The following is a 26,647-nucleotide window of genomic DNA, read 5'->3' on the forward strand; positions in this document are numbered from 1 at the left end:
CTGAGGCGCTTACACCGCCAGCGCCGCCGATATCTCGGTCTTGATGTTGTCGGATCGGGTGCCGAAGATGGCCTGCAGGTTGTTGCCCACCACCAGTACGTCGATGGCGCCAAGGGCCTTGATGCGGGCAATATCGGCCAGCTTGATGTCATGCAGAGTGACCCTTAGCCGGGTGATGCAGGCATCCAGGTGCTCTATGTTTGCCGCCCCCCCCATGGCCTCGACCAGATCCAGCGCCAACTCGTCTTGCTCCTTGATGTCCACCGCCTGCAGCGGCTGGCTCTCCCGCCCCGGGGTCTTGAGGTTGAACTTCAGGATGAAGAAGCGGAACAGGAAGAAGTAGAGCAGCGCCCAGAGCGGCCCGATGATCAGGAACCACCAGGTGTTGTGGGTCTGGGGCAGATTCAGGTAGAGGAAGAACTGCAGTGCGCCATGGGCAAAGTCGGTGCTGTGCACTATGCCCAGGTAGTTGGTCAGTGCGAAGGCGACCCCGGTCAGCAGGGTGTGAACCACATAGAGCATCGGCGCCACGAACAGGAAGGCGAACTCCACCGGCTCGGTGATCCCGGTCAGCCAGGAGGTGAAGGCCGCCGACAGCATCAGGCCGCCCACCAGCTTGCGTTTCTCGGGCTTGGCGCAGCTATAGATGGCCAGGGCCGCGGCAGGCAGGGCCCACATGGAGTACATGTAGCCACCGGCCAGACCACCGGCATTGGGATCCCCCTTGAAGAAGCGCACCAGCTCCCCCGTTACCACTTCCCCGGTCTGCGGGTTGGTCCAGCTGCCCAGCTCGTTGAAGAAGAAGGCGTTCCAGATGTGGTGCAAACCGGTCGGGATCAGGGCGCGCTCGACCAGACCATAGATGCCGAAGGTGATCGATTTGTTCAAGGTGCCCAGGTAGGCGGTGAACTCGAAGATGGCGGAGCCAACCACGGGCCAGATGAAGCCAAGCATGACCCCGAGGAAGATGCCGCTAAAGCCGGTAATGATGGGCACGAAGCGCTTGCCGGCGAAGAAGCCCAGGTATTCGGGCAGCTTCAAGGTGTGGAAGCGGTTGAAGAAATAGGCCGCCAGGGATCCCATCAAGATGCTGCCGAGGATCCCCATGTTGAGGGTGGGAATGCTCATCACCTCTGTGTTGGTCTCAAGGCCGCGCAACACCACCGTCTTGCCGAGGGCCGCGTTCATGGTGATGAAGCCCACCACGGCGGCCAGGGCGGCCGTGCCGTCATTGTTGCGGGCAAGGCCGATGGCGATGCCGATCAGAAACAGCAGCGGCATGTTGCCGAAGATCCAGTCCCCCGACACCATCAGCACGCTCCAGAAGGACTCCGGCAGGAAGAGGTGCCCCTGGGCACCAAAGTTGCCTATGCCCAGCATCAGGCCGGCGGCGGGCAGGGTCGCCACGGGTAGCATCAGACTGCGGCCGACCCGCTGCGCCTGGGAGAAAAACGATCCGGACATGGCTCAATTCCTTTTTGATGGTTGTCCGGAAGATGTTACCGGGTCGGCGCGGCCCGCGAGTATCAATAGGCTATCGGATTGTAATGAAACGGTTACAAAGCCGACATGTTCACCCCTTGGCGGAGGCCGTGCGTGCCACGGCGCCGAGGCGGCGGATCACCCCCTCCCTGTCGAGATCGGGCTGATTGAAGAAGCGATAGAGCTCGCTCTCGACCGCCTTCTGATAGAGGGGATGCAACGCCATGGAATCCGCCACGCTCGGCATCAGATTGCCGGCGGCCTCGGCCCTGTCGTAGTCGATGCGCGACAACTGGGCACAGGGATTGAAATCGGCCAAGGAGAGATCCCGGCGCACCGGGATCGAGCCCTTGGCGCGGTTGAAGGCGAGCTGGAAATCCGGGCTGGCCAGCGCCCTGGCAATCCCGAGATGGTCTTTGGGCAGGTTGGCGTTGAACATCACGAAGCTGTCCATGTTGTAGACATAGAGCCCCTGGGTGCCAGGTGCCGGCAGGCACTGGATCTGCTCGGGCACGGCCACACCTCGGGCCAGCAGATCTCCCAGAACCCAGTCCCCCATCAACTGGAAGGCGGCCTTGCCCTCGGCAAGATCGGCGGTGGCCTGATCCCAGCTCTGCTGGCTCAGGGTCGGCAACACCAGCTCGCTCAACTCGCGAAAGCGGTCCAGGATCTGGCGACTGGTATCACTGCCGAGCGCCACCGGGTCCAGCTCGACGAAGGCCTTCTGGTAATACTCCTTGCCCCCCATCCCCAGCGCCAGGCTCTCGAACAGCAAGGCCACCTGCCAGGGGTCGTTGCCGAGCGCCAGCGGTTTGATGCCCTTGGCCTTGAGGGCCCGCACCGCATCGAGAAAGCCGGGCCAGTCGGTGGGCGGCGCAATGTCGAGCCGGGCCAGCAGGGCGCGGTTGACCCACATCCAGTTGAGGCGATGCACGTTGACCGGTATCCCCATGTAGTGGCCCTTTATCTTGTTTACTTGGGGAGCGACCCCCAGCAGTTGCTGATCCCAGTGCTGTTCGACTGCCACCTCATCCTGGGGCTGGATGAAACCGAGCAGGGTCCAGGAGGCGATGGCCTGCCCCTCAAGCTGGGCCAGGGCCGGGGGATTGCCCGCGATGGCTCTGGCCTGCAGCACATCCATGGCGCTGTTGCCTCCGCCGCCAAGGATGGCGGCATTCTTGAGCTCCACTCCGGCCCCTTGCAACTGGGTCGTCACCACGGCGAAGGCAGCCTGCTCCCCCGGGGAAGTCCACCAGTGCAACATCTCCACCTCGCCGGCCAGGGCGTCATGGAGCGGCAGGGCCAGCAACCAGGCCAGGGCCCGCAGGGAATTAGTCAAGGTTGAGCTCCAGTACCAGGGTCAGACCATGGGGTTGATGATTGTGAAGATGAATGTCGCCGCCGTGGATGCGGGCGAGGGTGAGCTGCCGGGCAGGGCCCGCAGGGAATCAGTCAAGATTGAGCTCCAGTACCAGGGTCAGACCATGGGGTTGATGATTGTGAAGATGAATGTCGCCGCCGTGGATGCGGGCGATGGTGAGCTGCCGGGCAGGGCCCGCAGGGAATCAGTCAAGGTTGAGCTCCAGTACCAGGGTCAGACCATGGGGTTGATGATTGTGAAGATGAATGTCGCCACCGTGGATGCGGGCGATGGTGAGCTGCCGGGCAGGGCCCGCAGGGAATTAGTCAAGGTTGAGCTCCAGTACCAGGGTCAAACCATGGGGTTGATGATTGTGAAGATGAATGTCGCCGCCGTGGATGCGGGCGATGTGGCGGGCTATGGTGAGGCCGAGCCCGCTGCCGGGCAGGGCCCGGGTCGAGGCCACCCTGAAGTAGGGATCAAACACCCGCTCCATCAGCGCCGGACTGATGCCCGGCCCTTGGTCACTGAATGCGATCCTCACCTTGTCCCCCTGGCGCGCCACCTGCACCGAAAGGCGCTCTCCATACTTGATGCCGTTGTCTATGATGTTTTGCAGGCAGCGCTTGATGGCCAGCGGCTTGCCGACCAGCATCAGGATGGAGGGCCCTTGCAGCGTCATCCTCAGCTCATCGTGGTTATGGAGCTCGCCACAGCGGCGCAGCATGCCCATCAGATCCAGCGCCTCTATCTCCTCGTGGATATGGGTCTCTTTCATGCACTGCAAGGCACCCTTCACCATCAGCTCCATCTCGTCCAGATGGGCTGCGAACTTGTCCCGCACCTCGGCATCATCCAGCATCTCGGTACGCAGCTTGAGGCAGGCCAGCGGGGTTTTTAGATCATGGGACATGGCGCTGAACAGCAGATCACGCTCATGCAGGTGGCTGCTGATGCGCCGCTGCATCTTGTTGAAGGCGTGGATGGCGGCGCGGGTCTCGCTGCTCCCCTCCTCCTGCACCTCGGGCACCTCCCGCTTGCTGTCGAGCAGGGTGGCGGCCCGCGCCAGGTTGCGGATGGGCCTTATCTCCTTGCGCACCACCCACCAGGTGGCGATCAGTATGATGAGCGCCGAGCCCAGCATGAAGCCGAGCTGATTCAGGGTGAAGAAGCGGGGATCAAGGCTGTCATAAGGGGCGGGCAGCGCAGCCGCCAGATAGAACCAGGCGGTGGGCGACACGGCGATCTGTATCACCAGAATGGGCGGATTGAGCTCCCCCAGTGCCAGGCTGTAGTGGGCCCAGTTCAGGGGCAAGTCGTCGATGGGGAGCTCGGTGTTGAACACCCGCAGATCGGCGCGATTGGTAAACTCGACCCGGGTGGTCACCTCGCTGCCCAGCTCCTGCTGCAGCACGCGCCGCACCTCGGTCACCATGTGCTCGCGGCGGGACGAACCCGAGATGGGGGTCACCGGCAGCGGGTGATTGTTGAGGGAGACGAAGAAGCGGGTGCCCCCCATGTTGCGCAGCTGCTCCAGCACCAGATGGCGGTAATCCTGGGGCAGCTTGCGAAAGAAGGCGATGGTGGAGGAGGCGCTCAGGGCCATGCTGCGCACAGTGCTGATCAAGCCCTGCTCCTGAGCCTGGTTGCTGTGGCGATACCAGAAATAACCGGCGCACAGCTCGGCGGCCAGGATGACGCACAGCAGGAACAGGCTGGTGCGGCTGGCCAGGGAGCGGGGCCCCCAGCCACGGCTAGGCCTCATAGACGGTCTCGGTCGCCAGCATGTAACCCTTGTTGCGCACCGTCATGATCAGGGTGCGATCCTTGTCATCCAGGGCCTGGCGCAGCCGGGAGACCTGTACGTCTATGCCCCGCTCGAACGGGTCGCTCTCCCTCCCCCAGATCTCATGGGAGATGAGATCCCGGCTGAGCAGCTCATTGGGGTGGCGAATGAAGAGGCCGAGCAGGGTGTAGTCGGCCCCCGATAGCTGACGCGGCACCTCCCCCGCACGGGAGAGCTGACGGGTCACGCTGTCCAGGGTCCAGGGGCCGAAGCTGATGCGCCGGGCAGTCGCCGCCTGCTGGGTGAGACGGCTGCGCCGCAGCAGCGCCTTGATCCGGGCCAGCAGCTCCCGGGGATTGAAACTCTTGGTGAGGTAATCATCCGCCCCTATCTCGAGCCCGGCGATACGATCGGCATCCTCGGTCACGGCGGTCAGCATCATGATGGGCACGTTGGAGAGGCGGCGCAGCTGAGAGCAGAGGGTGAAGCCGTCATCCCCGGGCAGCATCACGTCCAGGATCACCAGATCCGGCATGCCCTGGCGCACCTGCTGCCACATGGCCTCGCCATCGCAGGCGGTGCGCACCTCGAAGCCCGCACGGCCCAGATACTCGGTGAGGGTATCGGTCAGCGCCTGGCTGTCATCGACGATGAGAATGACTTTACTGTCCATGGCATTATCAATCTGGCTACGAAGATCGGCCCTAAGTTACCAGCACAGGCGCGCCAGGGTCGAGGCAATTGGCGGGCTTTTTGTAACCAGATGCTTACAAATCGCCGTCACCCCGACCGGTCACTGGGCAAGGTTCCCCCAGGGTGACAAAATGGCTCTACTCACCCCGAGCGGGGATCAGATGCCAGGGAGGCAATATGAGTCTGTGGACCGCCATCGTTCTGATCGTCTTTATCAGCGTGCTGTTCGGCTATCTTGGCAAACGCGCCCGCTACCAGCTGGGGGATGCCCGAATCACCGACCGCCTCGGCAAGCAGGATCTCATCATCAAGGAGTTGCAGGAGCGGGTCGCCAACCTGGAGGCCATCGTCATCGAGGAAGAGAAGCGCCGGCCATTCAGGGATCTCTGAGCCGGGCACCCAGCCTCCGTTATCCAGAGAGGAAACAATGAACATTCGACGATTCAACATCGGGGATGAAGCCACGTTATTTAAGGTTTTTTTATCGGCAGTGCATGAGGTTGCATCGGCTGACTATACAGCGGAGCAGATTCAGGCATGGGCACCCGAGGATATTTCCCCGACGCTGTGGGCTGAGCATATCAGGACATTACGCCCCTTTGTCGCCGACATTGATGGTGACATCGCCGGGTATGCTGACGTTCAGCCCAATGGCTATATCGACCACTTTTTCGTGTCGGGCTCTCATGCACGACAAGGGGTCGGCACCCGCTTGATGATGCGCCTTCATGAAGAGGCCAGGTTATTGGGTATTGGCGAACTGACGGCCGATGTGAGCAAGACGGCGGAACCCTTCTTCGCACTGCATGGCTTTCATGTGGAAGAGCGAAGGTATCCCGTCCGCCGCGGCGTCATGATCCCCAATGCATTGATGCGCAAGGCATTGTAGTCCAGGCAGCCAGCCCCATGGCTGGTCGCGAAATGGACGCTATCGCGCCAGCCGCCTGGCCAATGATGCTCTGAACGGACGCACCATCAACAACGGCAACCCATGGGTTGCCGTTTTGCTATCTATCCACATAGCGGAATGTATCGCTATCGCGGCGAGAGTGGTGACTGTTGCATCGCCGCTGCCAGCGCGGTCTGGCCCTTGGCCTGCAAAGCATCGACGACCCCCAGCCGGTCCCCCTCCTCCTTGTTCTGACTCAACTTGAACTTGCCCACCAACCCGGTTATCTCGATTTCGATGCCCACCACGGCCTGCACCATGGCCTCGAGATAGTCTCTCGGCGCGTCCGCCATCTTCCAGGGCGCGGGCTCGGCAGCCTCCTGGGTGCGGGTCAGGGTGGCGAGCAGGCGGCGCACGAAGCGGGCATCGTCCCGCACCCGGATGCGACCGTGGGCATGCACCACCGCATAGTTCCAGGTGGGCACCTGTTTGTGGTGCACCTGCTTGCTCGGATACCAGTTGGGGGAGACGTAGCCCTCGGCGGCCCTGAAGATCACCAGCACCTCCTGCCCTTCCTTCACCTCCTGCCAGAGCGGGTTGTTGCGCGCCACATGGGCCCGCAAGATGCCATGCTCCCCCTCCCCGGCATCGAACTCGAACGGCAGGTGATTGGCATCCAGCCCTGCCGGGCCATGCACCACCAGAGCCGCCAAGGGATGGGCCTGCATCAGCTCGTGGATCACTTGGGTGTTGGGGGCTTCGAAGTGAGGGGGTAGATACATGACAACTCCTTGAATGATGACAGGCCTGTATCCTCTCCCACATCGGCACGGTGGGCCAGGCAAGATCCTGGATCAGTGTCCATGTTCGGTACCCGACTGACACGCCGGAGAACAATAGAAGACGGCAACCCCGAGGTTGCCGTCTTGTGCGCATTGGAATCAAGCCGCAGCGGTTGGGTTAACCCGCCCGCTTGGCCAGCCACTGTTCGGCGACAGTGAGGGCAGCTTCTATCTGCTCGCGGGCGACGCCGCCCTTGGCGACCCGCTTGGCCAGGGTGGCTTCCAGCTCCAGGTTAGGATAGACATCCTCGCCAATGACGGGGCTGAAGCGCTGGAACTCAGGCAAAGAGAGTTCTTCCAGCGGTTTCTTCAACTTGATGGCCTGCACCACCACTTCACCGACGATATGGTGCGCCTCGCGGAAGGGGATCCCCTTGGCCACCAGATAGTCCGCCAGCTCGGTGGCGTTGGCATAGCCGCCCTGGGCCGCCGCCTTGGTGCGCTCGACGTTCACCTTGAGATCGATCAGCACCAGGGCCGCCATGTCGAGGCAGTCGTGCCAGGTGTCCAGGGCGTCGAACAGCCCTTCCTTGTCTTCCTGCATGTCCTTGTTGTAAGCCAGCGGCAGCGCCTTGAGGCTCATCAGCATGGCCATCTGGGCGCCGACTACCCGGCCGGTCTTGCCACGAATCAGCTCAAGGGCATCCGGGTTCTTCTTCTGGGGCATCAGGGAAGAGCCGGAAGTGACCGCATCGGAGAGCTCCACGAAGCCCGCCTCGCCGGTGTTGTAGAAGATGAGATCCTCGGCGAAGCGCGACAGGTGCGCCATGGACAGCGACGCCACGTGCATCAGCTCCACCACGTGGTCCCGGTCCGAGACCGAGTCCAGGCTGTTGCGGGTGGCGCCGCTGAAACCCATGTCCAGCGCCAGCGCTTCACGGTCGATGGCATAGGCAGTCCCGGCCAGGGCGCCGCAGCCGAGCGGGCTGGTGTCGAGGCGCTTGAGGGCATCCTGCAGGCGGGAGTGGTCGCGCTCCAGCATCTCCACATAGGCCAGGGCCCAGTGGGCGAAGGTGACCGGCTGGGCACGCTGCAAGTGGGTGTAACCGGGCAGCACCGCGGCCTGATTGGCACGGGCGGAAGCGACCAGCCCCTGTTGCAGCGCCGTGATGGAGCCGAGCAGCAGCTCACCCTGGGCCTTGCACCAGAGTTTGAGATCGGTGGCGACCTGATCGTTGCGCGAGCGGCCGGTGTGCAGCTTCTTGCCGAGGTCGCCGACGGCGGCGATAAGCGCGCTCTCGACCCAGGAGTGGATGTCTTCGGCATCGGAGCTGAGGATCTGCTGGGGATCCTGCTGCACCGAAGCGAGCAGCACCTCCATCGCTTGTTGCAGTTTTCCCTGCTCATCGGCGGTCAGGACACCGACCGTGACCAGGGCGCGGGCCCAGGCCATGGAGCCCTGAATGTCCTGCTCCGCCAGCCGGTAATCGAAGCGCAAGGAGTCATTGAACTGCTTGAACCTGCTATCTGCCCCCTGACTGAAGCGTCCACCCCAAAGTGCCATACTGCTCTCCTTGAATCAGTTGTCGGTGGCGCCACTTGCGCCCGCCGCTCGTTATCTCGATGAAGGGTTATCTCATAAAAAGGGGCGCGCTGGCGCCCCTTTCGTCACGCTTGAGGGTCGGTCTGCCGACTCTCCCACCCCGATGGCTAAGGGCTGACCCTTAGCCATCACGGCGTCTTGATAAATGAGGGGGCCAGGCCCCCTCGCTTATCTGGTCATGAAGGTGACGATCAACCGTGGGTATGGTCGCCGCCCACCGCCAGATTCTGCTCTTTCAGGGCACGAATGCGGCTGGCCAGGGTGTAGAGGCGGATAAAGCCTTCGGCATGGCTCTGGTCGTACACCTCGTCGGCGCCGAAGGTGGCGAAATCTTCGGAGTAGAGGCTGTTGGCGGAACGCTTCTGGGTCGCGCTCACCTGGCCCTTGTACATCTTCAGCACCACTTCACCGTCCAGATCCTCGGCGATGGCATTGGCAGAGGCCAGTACCGCCTTGCACAGCGGGGTGAACCAGCGGCCGTCATAGACCAGATGGGAGAACTCGGCGCCGAGCTTCTCACGCCAGGAGCGGGTCGGCTTGTCCAGCACCAGCTCTTCGATGGCACGCAGGGCCGCCATCATGACGGTGCCGCCCGGGGTCTCGTAGCAACCACGGGACTTCATGCCCACCAGACGGTTCTCTGTGATGTCGATACGACCGACGCCGTGCTTGCCGGCGCGCTCATTCAGGGTCACCAGTACCTGGTAGGGGCTCAGGGCCTGGTCATCGACCGCGACGATTTCACCCTGCTTGACGGTCAGCTTGACGTATTCCGGCTCGTTCGGTGCCTGCTCCGGGGAGACGGTCCACTGCCAGACGGCGTCGGACGGCTCGTTCCAGGTGCTCTCCAGCTCGCCACCCTCGGTGGAGATGTGCCAGGCGTTGGCATCGCGGCTGTAGAGCTTCTTCAGGGTCGCCTTGCAGGGGATGTTGCGCGCTTCCAGATAGGCAAGCAGCTCTTCCCGGGAACGCATGTCCCAGATGCGCCAGGGGGCGATCACTTTGAGCTGGGGTGCCAGGGAGGCCACGGCCCCTTCGAAACGCACCTGATCGTTGCCCTTGCCGGTGCAACCGTGGGCGATGGCATCGGCCCCTTCGGCCTTGGCCACTTCCACCATGGCCTTGGCGATCACCGGACGGGCCATGGAGGTGCCCAGCAGGTAAGTGCCTTCGTAGATGGCGCCCGTCTTCAGGGTCGGATAGACGTACTCCTTGACGAACTCTTCCTTCAGGTCATAGACGATGCACTTGGTGGCACCGGAAGCCAGGGCCTTCTCTTCCACCCCTTCCAGATCATCTTCACCCTGACCGACATCGGCCACGAAGGCGATGATCTCGGCGTTGTAGTGCTCTTTGAGCCAGGGAATGATGGCCGAGGTATCCAGTCCGCCCGAGTAAGCCAGTACTATCTTGTTGATTCCGCTCATTTACTTCTCTCCATGATCAATCTTGAAAACATTAAAAACAGGGTCGGTCGCTCAGTTGTGGCCCATCAGGGTCAGCAAGATGGCGTTCTGGATATGCATCCGGTTCTCTGCCTCGTCCAAAATGAGGGAGGCGGGGCCGTCCATCACTTCCGAGGTGATCTCCAGCTCCCGATGGGCCGGTTGGCAGTGCAGCACATGCGCGATGCCGGTCCGGTCGAGCAGGGCCTGGTTGATCTGATAAGGCATGAAGATCTCTTTTACCTGCTCCATTGGGGTGTTGTCACCCATGGAGACCCAGGTATCGGTGTAGACAACATCGAAGCCCTCGATGTCGGCCACATCGTCACTGATGTGAATGTGCGCGCCAGATTGCGCCGCCAGCGCCTCGGCCTGCTTGAAGATCTGGGTATCGGGGCCATGGCCTTTCGGGCAGATCAGGGTCACGTCCGTACCCAGGGTCGCCCCCAGCAGCATCAGGGAGTGACTGACGTTGTTGCCATCCCCCAGGTAGGCGAGCTTCACCTTGGACAGGTCGTCATAGTGCTCGGCGATGGTCATGAAATCCGCCAGCCCCTGGCAGGGGTGATAGAGGTTGCACAGGCTGTTGACCACGGGCACTGTCGCGTACTTCTGCAGATCGACCAGGGTCTGATGATCGAATACCCGGGCGACGATGGCATCACACCAACGGGACAGGTTGGCAGCGAAATCCTGCACGGATTCGCGCTTGCCGAGCGCCCCGTTCTGCTGATCCAGATAGACGCTGTGGCCACCCAGCTTGGCGATGCCGATGTCGAAGGTGACCCGGGTGCGCAGCGAGGGCTTCTCGAACAGGGTCACCACTGCCTTGCCCGCCAGGGCCTGACGGTACTTTTTCGGGTCTGCCTTGACCTGTTTGCCCAGGGCAATCAGGGCCAGGATCTGGGCCTTGTCGAGGTCGCTGTCTTTGAGCAGGTGTTGCATCGAATCGTCCTTTTGTCGCGCTTAGAGGGTAACCTGGGTGCCGATGGCGGCGCCGCCGAGCAGCTTGAGCAGCTGATCCGGGTAGCGCCAACTGGCGACGCAGACCGGCTGGCCCAGGGTCTCGGCGGCGTGCAACGCGGCCTTCACCTTGACGGCCATGCCATCGGTGATCACCCCCTTCTCCATCAGATCCTGAGCGGTGGCCTTGTCCAGCTGGGGAACCAGCTTGCCCTTGCCATCCAGGATGCCGCTCACGTCCGACAGCATCACCAGATCCGCGCCGAGCGCCTCGGCAATGGCGGTGGCCGCCTGATCCGCATTGACGTTCATCAGCTGACCCTCGCTGGTGATGCCGATGGAGCTGATGACCGGCAGGAACTGCTGGGAGAGGATCCCTTGCACCAGGGCCGGGTTGCCCGGGGAGCAGTCGCCGACCGCGCCGAGATCCGGATCCAGCTGCACCACCTGGCACAGACCGCCATCGGCCAGACACAGACCCACGGCCGGGATGCCACAGGCGATGGCCTTGGCCATCATCTGCTTGTTGGCGGTACCGGCCAGGGCGCCTGCGATAAAGGGGATCTGGTCAAAGGGGGTCACCCGCAGGCCATTCTTCTTGGTAGAAGTGAGCCCCAGCCCTTTGAGCAGGTCATCGACCAGGCAGCCACCGCCGTGCACCAGCACCAGCGGCCTGTGCTGCTCATCCAGGAAGCTCTTCAGGGTCGCGAACAGGGCGGTCAGGGCCTCATCATTCTCGATCAGCGCCCCACCCAATTTGATGACTAATGTCGGTTTGTCCATCTTCTCGATCCTTCCTTAAATCAGGCCGGTGGCCGGTTTAAAACCAAATTTGATGTTCACGCACTGGATGGCCTGGGAGGCCGCGCCCTTGAGCAGGTTGTCGATGGCGGACACCACCACCAGCATGTTGCCCTGCTGCTGCCAGGCCAGATCGCAATAAGGGGTGCTCGCCACGCCACGGATGGAAGGCATCTGGCCGGTGAGACGCACCAGCGGCTTGCCTTCGTAGGCGGCGAGGTAGGCTCTGTCCACCTGCTCCGGGGTCACCCCTTCGGCCAGCTGCACATAAATGGTGGCCAGGATGCCGCGCACATAGTTGCCAAGGTGGGGCTGGAACAGCACGCCCTTGCCCAGATGATGGCTGATCTCCGGCTGATGTCTGTGGCTGAAGGTGCCATAGGGGCTCAGGCTCACTTCGCAGAAGCTGGTGTTGACCGATGCCTTGCGGCCCGCGCCGGAGACACCGGACACCGCATTGATGATGGGTTGCCACTCCGCCTTGATGAGGCCCGCCTGCTGCAATGGCTTGAGGGCGCAGAGGGAGGCGGTCGGGTAGCAACCGGGTACGGCGATGAGCTGGGCGGCGGCGATGGCGTCGCTGTTCCACTCGGCCAGACCGTAGGCCGCCTGAGCGAGCCACTGTTCATTGGCGTGGGTGAAGCCGTAGTAATCCTGATAGAACTGCTGATCCTGCACCCGGAAGGCGCCGGAGAGATCGAATACCGGCAGCCCCTTGGCCAGGAACTTGGGCGCCAATTCGGCACTCACCTCGTGGGCGGTGGCCAGCAGCACCAGATCGGCCTGGGTCAGGATCCGGGTCATGCCATCCTCATCCAGGGGCAGCAGCGGCTGATCCAGCTCGCCGACCCACTGGGGATGAAGAGAGGAGAAACGCTTGTGGGCATCCTGGCTGCCGGCGGAGACATAGAGGCCGAACAGCTTGAGGTCAGGGTGGTTCTGCACCAGGGCGGCCAGCTCTGCTCCCGCGTAGCCACTGGCACCGACGATAACGGTGTTAAGCATTGATCAATTCCAAAATATGAGGTCTGGGTTCACAGCATGATGCTGCATAAGGATTAAGAGGCCGTGAATCGCCTCTCCATTCTTGCGTAGCAAGGGTGCAACGAGCGGGTCAGCTCATGCGGAGGCAATTCAGGCGGGGTTGCGTCGTCGGTGATAGATCAGGTGACAGAACATTGACTTTCCCTTACAACTAGAGCCTTATCGGTGAGCGCAAGAACAGAATATTCATTCACTCAGTTTGCATTTGTATTTTCTAACAGAAACCTTCCGAGGGTGCAAGGAGGAGCTAGTGGCCAATCAGGATTTTTTTTCACTTTATAAGAATATTATTGCAATACCCTCTATCAGCAGCACGGATCCCAAGTGGGATCAGAGCAACGAAGGAGTGATCCGGTTGCTGGCCGACTGGTTCGGCCAGCTCGGGTTTCACTGTGAGGTGACGCCACTGGCGGAGCTGCCCGGCAAGTTCAATCTGGTCGCCACCTATGGTCAGGGAGAAGGCGGTCTGCTGCTGGCAGGCCATACCGATACGGTGCCGTTTGACCAGGGTGCCTGGCGCAAGGATCCCTTCAAGGTGACCGAAGAGGGCAATCGCCTCTATGGTCTGGGCACCATCGACATGAAGGGCTTCTTCGCCTTTATCGTCGAGGCGCTCAAGGAGATCGATCTCAAGACCCTCAACAAGCCCCTGCGCATCCTGGCCACCGCCGACGAGGAGACCACCATGGCGGGAGCCCGCGCCATCGCCGCGGCCGCCGAGCTCAAACCCGACTATGCGGTGATAGGCGAACCCACCGGCCTGGTGCCCGTGGTCGCCCACAAGGGCCATATGTCGGAAGCCATCCGCATCACGGGCAAGAGCGGTCACAGCTCGGATCCCGCCAACGGCATCAACGCCATGGAGATCATGCATCAGGCCATGGGTCAGGTATTGGCGCTGCAACGCAGCCTCAAGGATAAGTATGCAGATCACCGCTTCAAAGTACCGCAACCGACCCTGAATCTGGGGTACATCCAGGGGGGCGATAGCCCGAATCGCATCTGCGGTTGTTGCGAGTTGCACATCGACATGCGCCCCACTCCCCAGGTCGGTCCCGACGAGCTGCTGGGCTTGCTCAAAGAGGCGCTCGCCCCCATCGAAATCCACCAGCCGGACTGCCTGCACCTGCAACACCTGCACGAGCCCATCCCCGCCTACGCCTGCGACGATGCCTCCTTGCTGGTACGCGAAGCCGAGTTGGCGAGCGGCAAGCGCGCCGAATCGGTCAACTACTGCACCGAGGCGCCCTTCATCCAGCAGCTCGGCTGTCAGACCATAGTGATGGGCCCTGGTCACATCGCCCAGGCACACCAGCCGGACGAGTACCTGGATCTCTCCTTCGTCGAGCCCACCAAGGCGGTGCTGCAACATCTGGTCCGCCGCTTCTGCGTCTAGCCCTGACCGGCACCCATGGCGAAGTGTGCATGGCAGCCATGGCATCCTTGCTGATGCGGCTAGCGATTCATTCGCAACAGGTGCAACCGAGCGCAGGGAGGCGCAACCGGATATGTAGGAAAGTTACATGACAACGAGGGGGACGAAAGGACTCAGCCATGCCAGGGAACTATCGAAAATACATGTTCTAAATTGGCTTGTTATTTGACCTTGCGCAGACAATCTGGGTAGATTGTCCCCCTAAGATGACGGAGCATATGTTGTAATCGCACAACAATAAGTGGGGCAGCCCCATGCCGAGGAGCGGCGGCCGGGCACCAACAAAAATAAGGATGTGGAATGAACGATACTTACGCAGCACTACGGGCCAACGTAGGCATGTTGGGCCAGTTGCTGGGCAAATCCATCAAGGACCATCAGGGCCAAGCCTTCCTCGACAAGATCGAGACCATTCGCCAACTGGCCAAGTCCTCTCGCAAGGGTAATGAAGCAGACCGTGAGCGGTTGCTCGACATCCTGCGCAATCTTTCGGACGACGAGTTGCTGCCCGTGGCACGCGCCTTCAGCCAATTCCTCAATCTGGCCAACGTGGCCGAACAGTTCCACACCATCTCCCGCCATTGCGAAGAGCATATTTGTACCCCGGATCCCCTGGAGGAGATGTTCGCCAAGCTCAAGGCGTCCAACCTCTCCCAGGAAGCCATCATCCAGGCCGTGCGCGAGCTGGACATCGACCTGGTGCTGACCGCTCACCCGACCGAGGTGACCCGTCGTACCCTGATCCACAAGCATGTGCAGCTCAACGACTGCCTGGAAGCCCTTGAGCTGTCCGATCTGCTGCCCCGCGAGCGGGACAAGATCCAGAGCCGCATCGAACAGCTGGTCAATCAGGCCTGGCACACCAACGAGATCCGGGTGCAGCGTCCGACCCCGGTCGATGAAGCCAAATGGGGCTTCGCCGTGGTGGAAAACAGCCTCTGGCCCGCCATCCCCGAATTCATGCGCAACCTGGACGAACGGCTGCAGCAGCACCTGGGGGTGCGCCTGCCCCTGGACGCCGCCCCGGTCAAGTTCACCTCCTGGATGGGGGGTGACCGTGACGGCAACCCCTTCGTCACCGCCAAGGTGACCGCCGAGGTACTGGAACTGGGCCGCTGGATGGCGGTGAGCCTGTTCTACAAAGACATCAAGGAGCTCACCTCTGAGCTCTCCATGTCTGACTGCACCCAGGCCGTGCGCGAGCGCGTGGGCGACAGCGCCGAACCCTACCGTGCCCTGATCCGTGAGCTGCGTGAGCAGTTGCGCGAGACCCAGGAGTTCCTCACCGCCAAGGTGCAGGATCAGGCGAGCGAGAGCCGGGATCTGGTCAAGACCACGGCCCAGCTGCGCGAGCCCCTGGAGCTCTGCTACCACTCCCTGCACGCCTGCGGCATGGGCAACATCGCCGACGGCATGCTGCTGGACGTGCTGCGCAAGCTGGCCTGTTTCGGCATCCATCTGGTCAAGCTCGATATCCGTCAGGATGGCGAGCGTCACGGTCAGGTCTTCTCCGAACTGACCCGTTATCTGGGCATGGGCGACTACGCCGAGTGGAGCGAGGACGACAAGCAGGCCTTCCTGCTCAATGAACTCAACTCGCGCCGCCCGCTGCTGCCCGTCGACTGGGAGCCGAGCGCAGAGACCAAGGAGACCATCGACACCTGCAAGGTGATCGCCGCCCATGATCCGGATGCCTTCGGCATCTACATCATCTCCATGGCCGGTGCCCCCTCGGACGTACTGGCGGTGCAACTCTTGCTCAAGGAAGCGGGTTGCAAGTTCCGCATGCCGGTTGCCCCCCTGTTCGAGACCCAGGAAGACCTGATGGCAGGCACCCAGGTGATGGATCGCCTGCTGTCGGTTGACTGGTATCGCGGTTACATCCAGGGTCGCCAGTACGTGATGATCGGCTACTCGGACTCTGCGAAAGATGCGGGCATGATGGCCGCCGGTTGGGCCCAGTACGCCGCCATGGAATCCCTGGTGGCCCTGGCCGAAACCAACAAGGTACGGCTCACCCTGTTCCATGGCCGTGGCGGTACCGTCGGTCGCGGTGGCGCCCCCGCCCATCAGGCTATCTTGTCTCAACCGCCAGGATCCCTGCGCGGCGGCCTGCGGGTCACCGAACAGGGCGAGATGATCCGCTTCAAGTTCGGCCTGCCGAAAGTCGCCATCAACAGCCTGAACCTCTACACCAGCGCCGTGCTGGAGGGCAACCTGCTGCCGCCGCCCAAGCCCAAAGAGAGCTGGCGCACCGTGATCGAACAGGTGGCCGAGGCCTCCTGCGAACACTACCGCAGCATAGTGCGCGGCCACCCGGACTTCGTGCCCTACTTCCGCGCAGCCACCCCCGAGATGGAGCTCGGCAAGCTGCCGCTCGGTTCCCGCCCCGCCAAGCGCAAGCCCAATGGCGGCGTCGAGAGCCTGCGCGCCATTCCCTGGATCTTCGCCTGGACCCAGAACCGCTTGATGCTGCCGGCCTGGCTCGGTGCCCATGAGGGCCTGAAGCAAGCCATCGACAGCGGTCACCAGTCCGTGCTGGAAGAGATGAGCCGTCAATGGCCCTTCTTCCGCACTCGCCTCGAGATGCTGGAGATGGTGTTCCTCAAGGCCGATACCTGGTTGGCGGAGTACTATGACACCCGTCTGGTACCCGAAAGCCTCTGGCCGCTGGGCAAGCAGCTGCGCGCCGAACTGGAAGCGGCCGCCGAACTGGTGCTGGCTCTGCGTCCCCAGGGAGACTTGCTCGACGATCAACCCTGGATCAAGGAGTCCATCAAGCTGCGCAACCCCTACACGGATCCCCTCAACGTGTTGCAAGCCGAGCTGCTCAACCGCTCGCGCAGCAACCCGGGATCCCTGCACGAGGAGATCGATCAGGCGCTGATGGTCACCATCGCCGGTATCGCCGCCGGTATGCGCAATACCGGTTGATAGACGGGGCTATCAAGCTCCCCGCAATGACAAAGGGCGCCACAGTGGCGCCCTTTTTATTTCCACGAATTGTCTCGCCTGATGCAGCCTCTCCTCTGGATGCATGTTGTCGTAGGAACATTGGTCGTTAGGCGTTGCCGTGCAATCGTAGGGTCGATTAGCCGTCAGGCGTAATCGTCCGTTCCGCGGGTTGGAAGGGAATGGCACGGCGTCGCCGTGCAGGACACGAGGCCGCTGGCCTCGACGGGGTTTCGCCCGCCCTTAGAGCCGGGGCGAGTGACTTCTTGAAGGCCCAAGAAGCGCGTAGGGTGCAATAAGCGCAGCGCATTGCACCGCAAAAAAGATGAGGCTGCTGGCCTCGACAGGATTTCGCTGGCCTCGGCGAATCAGAGGGGGATCAATACCGTCCCCCTCCAGGAAACGACGAAAGCTGCGGAGCCTTGCATAGCCACTCGTCTGGGAGCAGACTGTTTGACCTTGCCAAGGCTCGAGGAAATCTGATGACCCCCGCTATCAACTTGCTGAAAAAGCTAAAGATCCCCCATAAGCTCTATCCCTACGAGTGCGAGGCCCACGACGATTTTGGCAAGCATGCCGCGACTCAACTTGGCCTGCCCGAAGCGCAAGTGTTCAAGACCCTGATCGCCCATCACGACAAGCAGGCGGTGGTGGCTATAGTGCCCTCATCGGGCCTGTGCAGCCTCAAGCAGCTCGCCAAGGCGGCGGGCCTCAAGAAGGTGGAGATGATGAAGCCTGCGGAGGCCGAGAAGCTGACCGGTTACAAGGTGGGGGGCATCAGCCCGCTGGCCCAGAAGAAGCTGTTGCCCACCGTGCTCGATGACTCCGCCCTGCAGTTTGACGAGATCCTGGTGAGCGGCGGCAAGCGCGGCCTCTCGGTCGGGGTGGCGCCCCGAGACATGCTTCGCCTTCTGAAATGGCTAGCCGCGCCCATAGGTGAACACTAAGGGACGATCACCATGATGAGGTCGCAGAGGTGATAGCAAAGAGGCCCCGACATCCGGGGCCTCTTTGGTTTTATCGAGTGTTGCCAGCCAGGGCGCCAACCGACGCTCAGGGCACTTTATCTGCCTGAGCGCGGCAGGCCGCCGTCAAGTCGGAGAGCCGCAGCCGCTGGCGCCCCTGCCCATCGAAGTTGTCATCGGCCAACCACCCCTCGAAACTGGCCGCCAGTGCAGGCCACTCGCTGTCGATCACCGAGAACCAGGCGGTATCGCGGGAACGGCCCTTGTCGACCCTGGCCTGGCGGAAGGTGCCCTCGTAACTGAACCCTAGCCGCAGCGCCGCCTGGCGGGAGGGCAGGTTGAGATCGTTGCACTTCCACTCGTAGCGACGATAGCCCAGGGCAAAGGCCCGCCCCATCATCAGTGCCATGGCGGCGGTCGAGAGGCGGGTGCGCTGCATGGCGGGGGAGAAGTGCAGCCAGCCCACCTCTATGCTGCCAGCGGCAGGATCGATACGCAGGTAGCTGGCGAGCCCCAGCGCCTTGCCGCTCGGCTCATCGACAATGACATAGAACTGGGGATCGACCTTGGCAGCGCACTGCTGCAACCAGGCCAGCATGGCCGACTCGTCCGCGAAGGGACCGCTGGTGAGGTAGGTCCACATGGCCCCATCATCGGCACTGAACGCCTGCCACAGCGGGCCGCCGTGCAGCCCGGGGTCAAGGGGCTCCAACCGGCAGCCCCAGCCCCTCATCAGCTGATGAGGGGGAAACTCGGCCCCCGTCCAATCCGGCACCACAGCGCCCAGGGGTTGATTGAATTCGTTAGTGATATGAGAGGTAACGTTGTTAGCAGCCACAGGCTATCCCTCCTTCTTGCAAGACACCGGCCTCGCTGCCGGTGGCGACGGCGAAACCGTCCTGACGCCACCAGTGCAGGCCGCCGATCAGCTCCTTGACCTGAAAGCCCAGCGCGGCCAGCTTATGGGCCCCCTGGGTCGAGCCGTTGCAGCCGATGCCATCGCAGTAGCAGACATAGACCTTGTCTCGCGCCAGCCCGGCCGTGGTGACCGGGCTCATGGTGCGATGGGGAAAGGAGACGGCCCCCGGAATATGGCCCTCGGCATAATGTTCAGGGGAGCGGGTGTCGATGACGACGATGCGCCCCTCCTCACCCGCCTCTGCGTTTAACAGATCGGCGGCGAGATCCGCCGGGTCGGTGCGAAATTTCAGCTGGGCCTCGAAGAAGGCGCTGGCCTCCTGCGGGCTGGCCACTCCCGTGCTCAATACATGACTCATACCGGCTCCTGATATAGCGCGACTTCTGTGGTGATCTCGGTTCTCACCGAGTTGGCGATAAAGCACTGCTCGTGGGCCTGATGGTGCAGCCGCTCCAGCTCGACCAGGCTCGGCTGGCGATCCCCACCAAACAGTACCCGGGGGCGCAGGGTGACGCGGCTGATCGACTGGCGACCCCGCTCGTCCTGCTCCATGACCCCGACCGCCTTATCGCGGTAGTCTTCCACCAGATAGCGCGCCTTGGCCGCCAGCCAGAGGAAGGTCAGCATGTGACAACTGGAGAGCGAGGCGACGAAGGCCTCCTCCGGATCGACATGCTCCGCCACCGACCAGGGCAAGGGCACCACGTGGGGGGAGGAGGAGGCGGGCACCCGCACGCCGCCGTCAAACTCCCACTCATGGGCCCGACTGTAACGCTGGTCGACGAAGGGCTCGCTGGCCCCCCGCTGCCAGCTGATGATGGCACTGAACTCTGACATCCCGACTCCTTGTGATGGTTGTATCCCTTTCTCTGACCCTCAATGTAGCGCCATAATGGCCTTGCCACGCCGACCAATTTTGCCAATATAAGCAGACCAATTTTGATGGACTGACTGCCCCGTCCGGAGGCCACCATGACCGCCCTGCCTACCCTGTTTGCCGACCAGCAACAAAACAGTTTGCCGTTGCACGAGCAGCTGGCGCGCACTCTGCGCGGCGCCATCTTGGCCGGTCACCTGCCCCCGCTCACCCGGAGACTGCCATGACCGCCCTGCCTACCCTGTTTGCCGACCAGCAACAAAATAGTTTGCCGCTCCACGAGCAGCTGGTGCGCACTCTGCGCGGCGCCATCTTGGCCGGTCACCAGCCCCCACTCACCCGGAGGCCATCATGACCGCCCTGCCTACCCTGTTTGCCGACCAGCAACAAAACGATCTGCCACTGCACGAGCAGCTGGTACGCACATTACGTAGCGCCATCTTGGCCGGTCACCTGCCCCAGCACAGTCGGCTGCCCGCCAGCCGCATGCTGGCCCGGGATCTCGGCATCTCCCGCAGTACGGTGGAGCTGGCCTATGGCCGACTGGAGGCCGAGGGCTACCTGGTGCGCAAGGTGGGGGCCGGCAGCTTCGTCGCCCTGGCGGCGGTGCGGCCCACTCCAAGGCCGCCCCAGTCGGCGGCCGGACTATCCCGTCGCGGTCAGGAGATGGCGGCAGGCGGTGCCTGTCACGATGCCCCCGAGGTCGGCGTCTCCTTTGCCTCCAGCCAGCCGGATCCGCGCATCTTTCCCCAGGCGCTCTGGGGCCGCTTGATGCAACAGCAGTGGCGCCAGCGCGCCAGCCAGTGGATGAACTACGGGGATCCGCAAGGCTTAGGGGAGCTGCGCGCCGCCATCAGCAGCTATCTGGTGCAGTCGCGGGGGGTGCAGTGCGAGCCGGAGCAGATCCTGATCCTCACCAGCTCCCAGCAGGGGATCTTGCTGGCAACCCAGCTGCTCATCGACGCCGGCGACACCGTCTGGGTCGAAGATCCCGGTTATCCGGGAGCCAGAACCGCACTGGAGAGCGCCGGCGCCCGCATTCACCCGGTGCCGGTGGACGAAGAGGGCCTCGACCCGGCGGGGGAACATCCGCAGCCCAGGCTCATCTACTGCACCCCGGCCCATCAGTATCCCCTCGGCGTACCCATGAGCCTGCCACGGCGGATGGCATTGCTGGCCGAGGCCGAGCGGCACGGCGCCTGGATTTTGGAAGACGATTACGACGGGGAGTATCAGTATGATCAGCGCCCGCTGCCCGCCTTGCAGGGGCTCGACAGCCAGGGGCGGGTCATCTATGTGGGCACCTTCAGCAAGGTGCTGTTCGGCTCGTTGCGTCTCGCCTATCTGGTGCTGCCGCGCCCGCTGATGGAGGCCTTCAGCCGGGCCCGCGCCGCCTTCGATGGCCACAGCAACCAGTTGCAGCAGGCGGTCACCGCGGACTTTATCCGGGCCGGCCACTTCGCCACCCATCTGCGCCAGAGCCGCCTGCTCTACCAGAGTCGCCGGGATCTGCTGCTGAGCGAACTGGCCGAACACTGCCCCCAACTGACCCCCATCCACAGCGGCGCCGGCCTGCAGTGCGCCGTGCTGCTGCCCCCGGGCGGCGAGGCCCGCTGGACTCAGGCTGCCAATGCCCTCGGGCTGGGGCTGCGCCCCTTGCGTCAGTTCTATCTGGGGGAGCCCAGGCTGGAGGGCTGGCTGCTCGGCTTTGGCTGCCTCGACAATCAGACCCTGCGCCAACTCTGCCGACGACTCGGGGCCCTGATGCGCACTGCGTCATATGGATTGCTGGGCACAGCAGATCGGGACAAGCCCTGATGGATAGCGGCGTAGAGAGCGGGGTGGCCGAGCAAGAGAGCCTCAACCCTGGGTCGCGGATCCAACACCCAGCCTTAGCCTGCCTGGAACTCACGGCAGAGCGCCAGCCAGGCTTCGGCACTGCGTGACAGATAGCGGCCCTGGGGCCAGATCACCCCGAGTTGCCAGCTCAGCTCCGGCAACAAGGGTCTGAGCAGCAGACCCTCCGGGTTCAGGCGACGACAGACGGGCTCTGGCAGGAAGGCGACCCCCATGCCACTGCGCACCATGGCGGTGAGAAAGTCCCACTGACTGCTGCGGGCCGCCACCTGAGGGCTGAACCCTGCATCCAGACAGGCCTGCTCGATGCGATCGCTCAGGGTGAAAGCCTGGGTATAGAGCAGCAGCGGCTCGTCACGCAGATCCGAGAAACGGACGCAGGCCCGCTCGCGCCAGTGCGGCTCGGCTGGCAGCACCACCTGGATCGGATAGCTGGCCAGTACCAGGGCGTTGAGTGCCCCCGTCTCCCGGGTCGGCAACATGGTGATGGCCAAGTCCAGCTCCCCCTCCAGCACCGCCTGTTCGATACGACGCCCGCCATATTCCACGATGGAGAGCTCTATGGCCGGGTAACGCTGGCGATAGGTACGGATCAAATCGGCATAGACATGCCCCACCATGGGGGGCATGCCCAGCGCCAGGCGCCCCCCCTTGAGACTCTGCAGATCCGCCAGTTCGGTCTCGAGCTGCTGCATCTGCGTCAATATCTCCTGGGCACGGGCGAACAGCACCTGGCCGCTGTCGGTCAGGGTGAAGCGGCGCCCCTCCCGGTTGAGCAGCGGCTGACCGAGCTCCTCTTCCAGGCTGCGGATCATCTTGCTGATGGTGGGCTGAGTGACGAACAGCTTCTCGGAGGCGCGGGTGAAGCTCTGCTCCCGCACCAGTTCGACGAAGTAACGCAAGGCACGGATATCCATGATTCCTCCTCCAGGGGCAAGGTCGTATCATGCCAATTTGGCATGAATTTCATAATTTAAATTCATTTTTTGCAGGTTTAGTCCGGCGGTAGACTGAAAGCCTTCTTACCGAATGGCCCTCTCTCATGGCTCTGCCCCTCTGGTTTATCACCCCCTTGCAGGTCGCCCTGCTGGCCGCCATCTGGTGGCTCGCCGATGCGGCAGTGCGCCTCTTTCATCTGCCTTTGCCCGCCAATCTCACCGGCATGCTGGTCCTGCTCGCCCTGATCCTGACCGGCATCGTCAAGACCCGCTGGTTTAGCGCAGGCTCGCGCTGGCTACTGGCCGAGATGCTGCTGTTCTTCGTGCCCGCCGTGGTGGCCGTGGTCAACTATCAGGATCTGCTGCTGCATCAGGGGCTGCGCATCCTGCTGGTGATAAGCCTCAGCACTGTGCTGGTGCTCGGCACCACGGCCCTGGTGGTCGACAGGGTCTACCGGCTCGAGCTCAAACTGGCTCGCAGGCAGCGCCGTCATGACTAACCAGACCCTGAGCCTGCTCTGCCTGGCCCTCACTCTGCTGTTCTATTACCTCAGCAAATGGCTCTATGGCCGCAAACGCATACTGCCGCTGATGCCCCTGCTGCTGGCCCCTGCTCTCCTGATCGCCCTGGTGCTGTCGTGCCACATCCCCTATGAGACCTATATGGCCGACAGTCACTGGCTGCTCTGGCTGCTGGGCCCGGCCACGATCGCCTTCGCCATCCCCGTGTATGAGAACAAGGCCCTGATGCGCAAACACTGGCTGTCCCTCTCCATCGGGGTCCTGGCCTCAGTGGTGATGGCGGTGGGCAGCTCAGTGCTGCTGGCTCGCTGGCTCGGGCTCTCGGATCTGCTGCAACGCAGCCTCGCCATGCGCTCCATCACCACCCCCTTCGCCGTCGAGGCGAGCAAGAGCGTCGGGGGTCAGAGCGACCTGACCGCGCTGTTCGTGGTACTGACCGGGGTGATAGGCATGGCGGTGGGGGATGGGGTGCTGCGCCGTCTCGCCATCCGCAGCAAGCTCGGCAAGGGGGCGGGCTTTGGCGCATCGGCCCACGGGGCAGGCACCGCCAAGGCCTATCAGCTGGGCAACGAGGAGGGGGTGGTGGCCAGCATGGTGATGATGATTGCGGGCATGGTGACCGTGCTGCTCGCTCCCCTGCTCGGCCAGCTGCTGTGGTGAGTCGGGCCAGCCGGTTAGCGTCATGCAAAGAGGCGCCCGAAGGCGCCTCTTTGGTGGTCAGTTGGCTGGTTGCAAGGGATCAGCTCGCCACCATCACCTTACAGGCTGACGCAGCGCTGTCGGAGATCTCGCTGAGGTGTGGTTGCTGCCAGTTCACCGTTCACCGTTCACCGTTCACCGTTCACCGTTCACCGTCATAGGCTTACAGCTCGGCGCAGATCTGCCAGAGATCGTACTGGATGGCACCGGCGGTCACCTCCCGTCCCGCCCCCGGCCCCTGAATGACCAGGGGATTGCTGCGGTAGCTGTCGCTCTCGATGGCGAACACATTGTCGCAAGGGAGCAGATTGGCGAAGGGGTGGTGCGGCGCCAGGGTCTCCAGTCCGACGCGCGCCTTGCCGCCTCGTTCGAAACGGGCCACGAAACGCAGCACCTTGCCGACCCGATGCGCCCCCTCGAACGCCGCCTGCAGCGGGCCGTCCAGCTCGCCCAGCCTGTCCATGAACTCCTCGACCGACAGCTTGCGCAGGGCCGCTGGCACCAGATTTTCCAGCTCGATATCGGCAGAATCCAGCTCGAAGCCCGCTTCCCGCGCCAGAATGAGCAGCTTGCGACGCACATCCTGGCCGGAGAGATCCTCGCGCGGATCCGGCTCGGTCAACCCCTGCTGCCAGGCGTCGTCCACCAGCTCGGAGAAGGGACGACTGCCGTCATATTGCTGGAACAGCCAGCTCAGGGTACCGGAGAAGATGCCGGACACGCCCTGGATGCGATCCCCGCTCTGGCGCAGCATCTGGATGCTGGACTGGATGGGCAGCCCGGCACCGACGGTGGCGTTGTAGCGCCACTGCACCTGATGATCCCGACAGCTCTGCTTGATGCGCTGATAGAACTCGCTCTCGGCGGCACCGGCGAACTTGTTGGCGGCGATGATGTGGCAGCCGAGCTGGGCAAAGTCGGGATAGTAGCGACTCACCGTCTCGCTGGCGGTCAGATCCAGGGCGATCAGACTGTCGAAACTGTGCTGTTCGAGCTGGTTTAGCAGCTCTGGCCAGATGAGCGGGCTGGGCTCGAAGTGCTGCTGCACCTTGACGGGATCCAGCCCCTCCTCGTCCAGCAGCCCCCCCTGGGAGTTGAACACCCCATAGAGGGTGAGCGCCACGTTCAGTTCGCGCTCGAGACGAGCCTGCTCGCGGCCATAGAGGTTGAGCCACTGGCTGCCGATGTTACCCTTGCCAAACAGCACCAGGCCGACCCGGGTCGGGCGGCTGAACAGGGCGCTGTGCAGGGCTATCATCAGCGGCTCCAGCACCACCTGGCGCAGCACGGCCACCAGGCTCAGGCCATCTTTGGCGACCTGCACGAACTCCTGGGGCTGATCCGAGAGCAGTTGATAGAAGCGATGACACTGCTCGGCGTTGTCCGTCACCCCGGCTCCCACCAGGGCGACCAGGCTGTAACCCTCTTTCTGGATAAGGCCGGTGAAGCCCCCCTGCAGCTGGAAGTCCCGCAGCAGGTCGTAGGCGCCGACCGCCACTTCCAGGGTATAGGCGAGGCGCAGCACCCGCCTGTCCGGCTGACGTTGCAGGGTCAGCGGGCTGAGACGATGACGGTCCAGATGGGCCTCTATGGTCTTGACCGCCTGCTCGAAATCACCCTGAGGCAGCACCTTGAGCTCGATCAGCGCAATCTGATCCACCGAGTTGACGATGCGGGCACCGTTGCTGCGCGGCGCGCGGCGCAAGATATGGGTACAGCCCTCGTCGGGGTTGTAGCTGCAACGCAGAGTGAGCCGCTGGCGGCTGTCCGCCACCGGTTGCAGGGTACGCGAATGCAGCACGGAGGAGCCCAGCCGAGCCAGTTCGTTGGCCTCGGCCAGACTGAGCCGCTCCAGCAGGCGCGCCTCCTTGACCCGGCGCGGATCGGCGCTGTAGACCCCGGCCACGTCGCTCCAGATGGTGGTGGAGTCGCCATCGGCCAGCAGGGCCAGCAGGCTGGCACTGTAGTCGGAACCATTGCGGCCAAGCAGCAGGGAGCGCCCCTCCATGTCGGCGGCGATAAAACCTGTCACCACGATGCGGCCCGCATGCTCGGCGAGCCGCGCCTTGAGCAGCTCACGGGAGAGCACCTCGTCCACCTTGACCAGGGCGCCATCCTCTGCGCGCAGGAAGCTGCGGGCATCGAGCCAGATGGCGGGTTCGCCACGGCTGCTGAGCAAGGCGGCCAGGAGGCGCGCCGACCAGACTTCCCCGAAGGCGAGCAGGCCGTTGCGCTCGAAGCGATCGAACTGCCCCTCCAGGATCAGGCCCAGACTGCTGATATCGCCGTTGAGCTGAGCGGTCAGGCTCTGGTGCAAATCCCCTTCCAGCAGGCCGTCGATCAACCCTTGCTGATAGGCACGCAGGGCGTTGAGCGCCTCACCGGCCGCCTCGTCCCCCGCCTCGGCCAGCTCCACCAGCTGGATCAGCCGGTTGGTGGTCTTGCCCGCGGCCGAGACCACAATCAGTTCGCTGCCGTTGCCCTGTTGCTCGACGATGGCCGCGACCCGGCGATAACAGACGGGATCCGCCAGGCTGCTGCCACCGAACTTGTGTACTTGCCGATGCTTAACGTTGACCGTCACCTCGGCCTCCTTGACCATTTCACTCATCTTGGTGCTACCCGTTGTGGCTTG

25 protein-coding genes are annotated in these 26,647 nt (G+C 63.0%); 10 read left to right on the forward strand and 15 right to left on the reverse strand.

The window, feature by feature from the left end; all coding sequences use genetic code 11:
• Positions 1-9: 9 nt before the first annotated feature.
• The 4 genes from ptsG to KYK33_RS17670 all read right to left on the reverse strand — a co-directional run bounded on the left by ptsG (position 10) and on the right by KYK33_RS17670 (position 5,301).
• Positions 10-1,464, reverse strand: a complete 1,455-nt coding sequence (gene ptsG, locus KYK33_RS17655) for a glucose-specific PTS transporter subunit IIBC (protein ID WP_224431357.1) — start codon at positions 1,462-1,464, stop codon at positions 10-12.
• Positions 1,465-1,573: 109 nt separating this feature from the next.
• Positions 1,574-2,821, reverse strand: coding sequence for an ABC transporter substrate-binding protein (locus KYK33_RS17660; RefSeq protein WP_224431358.1), 1,248 nt, complete (start codon positions 2,819-2,821; stop codon positions 1,574-1,576).
• Between the two features lie 343 nt (positions 2,822-3,164).
• A complete protein-coding gene (locus KYK33_RS17665) occupies positions 3,165-4,607 on the reverse strand; it encodes a sensor histidine kinase (protein WP_224431359.1) in 1,443 nt (480 codons plus the stop codon).
• Entirely contained in the window at positions 4,597-5,301 is a 705-nt protein-coding gene (locus tag KYK33_RS17670) for a response regulator (RefSeq protein ID WP_042044269.1), read from the reverse strand. Before KYK33_RS17670 ends, KYK33_RS17665 begins: the two co-directional genes overlap by 11 nt.
• A 197-nt stretch (positions 5,302-5,498) precedes the next feature.
• On the opposite strand from KYK33_RS17670, the gene KYK33_RS17675 reads away from it, so the two are divergent.
• Both KYK33_RS17675 and KYK33_RS17680 read left to right on the forward strand, forming a co-directional pair.
• The gene (locus tag KYK33_RS17675; protein ID WP_224431360.1) at positions 5,499-5,711 is read left to right on the forward strand and encodes a hypothetical protein; all 213 of its coding nucleotides are present in this window, start codon (positions 5,499-5,501) and stop codon (positions 5,709-5,711) included.
• Between the two features lie 37 nt (positions 5,712-5,748).
• The gene (locus KYK33_RS17680) at positions 5,749-6,210 is read left to right on the forward strand and encodes a GNAT family N-acetyltransferase (RefSeq protein ID WP_224431361.1); all 462 of its coding nucleotides are present in this window, start codon (positions 5,749-5,751) and stop codon (positions 6,208-6,210) included.
• A 146-nt stretch (positions 6,211-6,356) separates the two neighbouring features.
• Here the strand turns inward: KYK33_RS17680 and KYK33_RS17685 are convergent, their stop codons facing one another.
• The 6 genes from KYK33_RS17685 to argC all read right to left on the reverse strand — a co-directional run bounded on the left by KYK33_RS17685 (position 6,357) and on the right by argC (position 12,809).
• A complete protein-coding gene (locus tag KYK33_RS17685) occupies positions 6,357-6,992 on the reverse strand; it encodes an FMN-binding negative transcriptional regulator (protein ID WP_224431362.1) in 636 nt (211 codons plus the stop codon).
• A 178-nt stretch (positions 6,993-7,170) separates the two neighbouring features.
• A complete protein-coding gene (argH, locus tag KYK33_RS17690) occupies positions 7,171-8,556 on the reverse strand; it encodes an argininosuccinate lyase (RefSeq protein ID WP_224431363.1) in 1,386 nt (461 codons plus the stop codon).
• Positions 8,557-8,786: 230 nt separating this feature from the next.
• On the reverse strand, positions 8,787-10,022 hold the full coding sequence (locus KYK33_RS17695) for an argininosuccinate synthase (protein WP_042044275.1): 1,236 nt from the start codon (positions 10,020-10,022) through the stop codon (positions 8,787-8,789).
• Positions 10,023-10,073: 51 nt separating this feature from the next.
• A complete protein-coding gene (locus tag KYK33_RS17700) occupies positions 10,074-10,985 on the reverse strand; it encodes an ornithine carbamoyltransferase (protein WP_042044276.1) in 912 nt (303 codons plus the stop codon).
• A gap of 21 nt (positions 10,986-11,006) precedes the next feature.
• Positions 11,007-11,786 carry an acetylglutamate kinase gene (gene argB, locus KYK33_RS17705; protein WP_042044277.1) on the reverse strand — a complete coding sequence of 260 codons (780 nt, stop codon included), beginning with the start codon at positions 11,784-11,786 and terminating at the stop codon, positions 11,007-11,009.
• 15 nt (positions 11,787-11,801) lie between these two features.
• Complete coding sequence (gene argC, locus KYK33_RS17710) at positions 11,802-12,809, reverse strand: N-acetyl-gamma-glutamyl-phosphate reductase (protein WP_042044278.1); 1,008 nt, start codon at positions 12,807-12,809, stop codon at positions 11,802-11,804.
• Between the two features lie 289 nt (positions 12,810-13,098).
• Between argC and argE the strand changes: the two genes are divergently transcribed.
• The 3 genes from argE (at position 13,099) to ybaK (ending at position 18,182) form a co-directional block, all read left to right on the forward strand.
• Positions 13,099-14,244: an acetylornithine deacetylase gene (gene argE / locus KYK33_RS17715; RefSeq protein WP_224431364.1), complete on the forward strand. Its 1,146-nt coding sequence runs from the start codon at positions 13,099-13,101 to the stop codon at positions 14,242-14,244.
• Between the two features lie 339 nt (positions 14,245-14,583).
• Positions 14,584-17,217, forward strand: a complete 2,634-nt coding sequence (gene ppc / locus KYK33_RS17720) for a phosphoenolpyruvate carboxylase (protein ID WP_042044280.1) — start codon at positions 14,584-14,586, stop codon at positions 17,215-17,217.
• A 500-nt stretch (positions 17,218-17,717) separates the two neighbouring features.
• Positions 17,718-18,182 carry a Cys-tRNA(Pro) deacylase gene (gene ybaK / locus KYK33_RS17725; protein WP_042044281.1) on the forward strand — a complete coding sequence of 155 codons (465 nt, stop codon included), beginning with the start codon at positions 17,718-17,720 and terminating at the stop codon, positions 18,180-18,182.
• A gap of 106 nt (positions 18,183-18,288) precedes the next feature.
• Here the strand turns inward: ybaK and KYK33_RS17730 are convergent, their stop codons facing one another.
• Genes KYK33_RS17730 through KYK33_RS17740 form a run of 3 tightly spaced genes read right to left on the reverse strand, consistent with a single transcriptional unit; the run spans position 18,289 to position 19,956 of the window.
• Positions 18,289-19,038: a GNAT family N-acetyltransferase gene (locus KYK33_RS17730; RefSeq protein WP_224431365.1), complete on the reverse strand. Its 750-nt coding sequence runs from the start codon at positions 19,036-19,038 to the stop codon at positions 18,289-18,291.
• Positions 19,028-19,477: a rhodanese-like domain-containing protein gene (locus KYK33_RS17735; protein ID WP_042044283.1), complete on the reverse strand. Its 450-nt coding sequence runs from the start codon at positions 19,475-19,477 to the stop codon at positions 19,028-19,030. Before KYK33_RS17735 ends, KYK33_RS17730 begins: the two co-directional genes overlap by 11 nt.
• Complete coding sequence (locus KYK33_RS17740) at positions 19,474-19,956, reverse strand: OsmC family protein (RefSeq protein WP_224431366.1); 483 nt, start codon at positions 19,954-19,956, stop codon at positions 19,474-19,476. The genes KYK33_RS17735 and KYK33_RS17740 overlap by 4 nt, the downstream gene beginning before the upstream one ends.
• Positions 19,957-20,091: 135 nt before the next feature.
• On the opposite strand from KYK33_RS17740, the gene KYK33_RS20155 reads away from it, so the two are divergent.
• From KYK33_RS20155 to pdxR, 3 genes are read left to right on the forward strand one after another with little or no spacing between them, the layout of a single operon-like run.
• Positions 20,092-20,223: a hypothetical protein gene (locus KYK33_RS20155; protein ID WP_263479967.1), complete on the forward strand. Its 132-nt coding sequence runs from the start codon at positions 20,092-20,094 to the stop codon at positions 20,221-20,223.
• Positions 20,220-20,351 carry a hypothetical protein gene (locus KYK33_RS20160; protein WP_259236950.1) on the forward strand — a complete coding sequence of 44 codons (132 nt, stop codon included), beginning with the start codon at positions 20,220-20,222 and terminating at the stop codon, positions 20,349-20,351. The genes KYK33_RS20155 and KYK33_RS20160 overlap by 4 nt, the downstream gene beginning before the upstream one ends.
• Positions 20,348-21,814, forward strand: coding sequence for a MocR-like pyridoxine biosynthesis transcription factor PdxR (gene pdxR, locus KYK33_RS17745; protein WP_224431367.1), 1,467 nt, complete (start codon positions 20,348-20,350; stop codon positions 21,812-21,814). Before KYK33_RS20160 ends, pdxR begins: the two co-directional genes overlap by 4 nt.
• 74 nt (positions 21,815-21,888) lie before the next feature.
• Here pdxR and KYK33_RS17750 read toward each other — a convergent pair whose 3' ends face one another.
• Positions 21,889-22,770: a LysR family transcriptional regulator gene (locus tag KYK33_RS17750; RefSeq protein WP_224431368.1), complete on the reverse strand. Its 882-nt coding sequence runs from the start codon at positions 22,768-22,770 to the stop codon at positions 21,889-21,891.
• A 125-nt stretch (positions 22,771-22,895) separates the two neighbouring features.
• Here KYK33_RS17750 and KYK33_RS17755 point away from each other — a divergent pair, with 125 nt between their 5' ends.
• Both KYK33_RS17755 and KYK33_RS17760 read left to right on the forward strand, forming a co-directional pair.
• Entirely contained in the window at positions 22,896-23,291 is a 396-nt protein-coding gene (locus KYK33_RS17755; RefSeq protein WP_224431369.1) for a CidA/LrgA family protein, read from the forward strand.
• Positions 23,284-23,973, forward strand: coding sequence for an LrgB family protein (locus KYK33_RS17760; protein ID WP_224431370.1), 690 nt, complete (start codon positions 23,284-23,286; stop codon positions 23,971-23,973). The genes KYK33_RS17755 and KYK33_RS17760 overlap by 8 nt, the downstream gene beginning before the upstream one ends.
• Before the next feature lie 202 nt (positions 23,974-24,175).
• On the opposite strand, the gene KYK33_RS17765 is transcribed toward KYK33_RS17760, so the two are convergent.
• Positions 24,176-26,623, reverse strand: a complete 2,448-nt coding sequence (locus tag KYK33_RS17765; RefSeq protein ID WP_224433049.1) for a bifunctional aspartate kinase/homoserine dehydrogenase II — start codon at positions 26,621-26,623, stop codon at positions 24,176-24,178.
• Between the last annotated feature and the right edge of the window lie 24 nt (positions 26,624-26,647).

The sequence above is a fragment of the Aeromonas rivuli genome (assembly GCF_020149575.1).
GTDB lineage: Bacteria > Pseudomonadota > Gammaproteobacteria > Enterobacterales > Aeromonadaceae > Aeromonas > Aeromonas rivuli.

Coding starts and splice junctions, on each gene's coding strand:
- ptsG (WP_224431357.1), bottom strand. CDS start 1,464: ATGTCCGGATCGTTTTTCTCCCAGGCGCAGCGGGTCGGCCGCAGTCTG.
- KYK33_RS17665 (WP_224431359.1), bottom strand. CDS start 4,607: ATGAGGCCTAGCCGTGGCTGGGGGCCCCGCTCCCTGGCCAGCCGCACC.
- KYK33_RS17670 (WP_042044269.1), bottom strand. CDS start 5,301: ATGGACAGTAAAGTCATTCTCATCGTCGATGACAGCCAGGCGCTGACC.
- KYK33_RS17675 (WP_224431360.1), top strand. CDS start 5,499: ATGAGTCTGTGGACCGCCATCGTTCTGATCGTCTTTATCAGCGTGCTG.
- KYK33_RS17680 (WP_224431361.1), top strand. CDS start 5,749: ATGAACATTCGACGATTCAACATCGGGGATGAAGCCACGTTATTTAAG.
- KYK33_RS17685 (WP_224431362.1), bottom strand. CDS start 6,992: ATGTATCTACCCCCTCACTTCGAAGCCCCCAACACCCAAGTGATCCAC.
- argH (WP_224431363.1), bottom strand. CDS start 8,556: ATGGCACTTTGGGGTGGACGCTTCAGTCAGGGGGCAGATAGCAGGTTC.
- KYK33_RS17695 (WP_042044275.1), bottom strand. CDS start 10,022: ATGAGCGGAATCAACAAGATAGTACTGGCTTACTCGGGCGGACTGGAT.
- KYK33_RS17700 (WP_042044276.1), bottom strand. CDS start 10,985: ATGCAACACCTGCTCAAAGACAGCGACCTCGACAAGGCCCAGATCCTG.
- argB (WP_042044277.1), bottom strand. CDS start 11,786: ATGGACAAACCGACATTAGTCATCAAATTGGGTGGGGCGCTGATCGAG.
- argC (WP_042044278.1), bottom strand. CDS start 12,809: ATGCTTAACACCGTTATCGTCGGTGCCAGTGGCTACGCGGGAGCAGAG.
- ppc (WP_042044280.1), top strand. CDS start 14,584: ATGAACGATACTTACGCAGCACTACGGGCCAACGTAGGCATGTTGGGC.
- ybaK (WP_042044281.1), top strand. CDS start 17,718: ATGACCCCCGCTATCAACTTGCTGAAAAAGCTAAAGATCCCCCATAAG.
- KYK33_RS17735 (WP_042044283.1), bottom strand. CDS start 19,477: ATGAGTCATGTATTGAGCACGGGAGTGGCCAGCCCGCAGGAGGCCAGC.
- KYK33_RS17740 (WP_224431366.1), bottom strand. CDS start 19,956: ATGTCAGAGTTCAGTGCCATCATCAGCTGGCAGCGGGGGGCCAGCGAG.
- KYK33_RS20155 (WP_263479967.1), top strand. CDS start 20,092: ATGACCGCCCTGCCTACCCTGTTTGCCGACCAGCAACAAAACAGTTTG.
- KYK33_RS20160 (WP_259236950.1), top strand. CDS start 20,220: ATGACCGCCCTGCCTACCCTGTTTGCCGACCAGCAACAAAATAGTTTG.
- pdxR (WP_224431367.1), top strand. CDS start 20,348: ATGACCGCCCTGCCTACCCTGTTTGCCGACCAGCAACAAAACGATCTG.
- KYK33_RS17750 (WP_224431368.1), bottom strand. CDS start 22,770: ATGGATATCCGTGCCTTGCGTTACTTCGTCGAACTGGTGCGGGAGCAG.
- KYK33_RS17755 (WP_224431369.1), top strand. CDS start 22,896: ATGGCTCTGCCCCTCTGGTTTATCACCCCCTTGCAGGTCGCCCTGCTG.
- KYK33_RS17760 (WP_224431370.1), top strand. CDS start 23,284: ATGACTAACCAGACCCTGAGCCTGCTCTGCCTGGCCCTCACTCTGCTG.
- KYK33_RS17765 (WP_224433049.1), bottom strand. CDS start 26,623: ATGAGTGAAATGGTCAAGGAGGCCGAGGTGACGGTCAACGTTAAGCAT.